The sequence below is a fragment of the Streptomyces sp. MMG1533 genome (assembly GCF_001279775.1).
Classification (GTDB): domain Bacteria; phylum Actinomycetota; class Actinomycetes; order Streptomycetales; family Streptomycetaceae; genus Streptomyces.
Genome location: NZ_LGDG01000131.1, coordinates 1 through 398, shown reverse-complemented (window position 1 = coordinate 398; position 398 = coordinate 1). Strand labels below are relative to the sequence as shown.

Annotated in this window: 1 protein-coding gene; it reads right to left on the bottom strand. The window is 66.6% G+C overall.

The window, feature by feature from the left end:
• Nucleotides 1–398 (bottom strand): carbohydrate ABC transporter permease (locus ADK57_RS15400; RefSeq protein WP_159050065.1); only part of this gene is annotated, 398 nt, incomplete at both ends.

Here is a 398-nt window from a genome sequence, read left to right as displayed (position 1 = left end):
TTGTCCTGGGCGGCGAAACCGGCGATGAGGACGGGCAGGGAGACCAGGGTGGCGGCGGCGCAGAGCCGGGCGAGGAAGAGGCCTTCGTTGGTGATGAAGCCGACGAGGAAGACCGGGGCGGTGGAGGCCTGGGTGGCGGTGAGGTTGACGGCGAACATGAACTCGTTCCAGCTGAAGATGAAGCAGATCAGCGAGGTGGCGGCGAGTCCGGGCATGGCGACGGGTGCGACGACGCGCCACAGCACGGTGAGCAGGCCCGCGCCGTCGACCTCGGCGGCTTCGAGGATTTCCTTGGGGACTTCGGCGAGGAAGGAGCGCATCATCCATACCGCGATCGGCAGGTTCATGGCGGTGTAGAGGATGACCAGGGTCCACACGTTGTCGAGCATCCCGGCGTC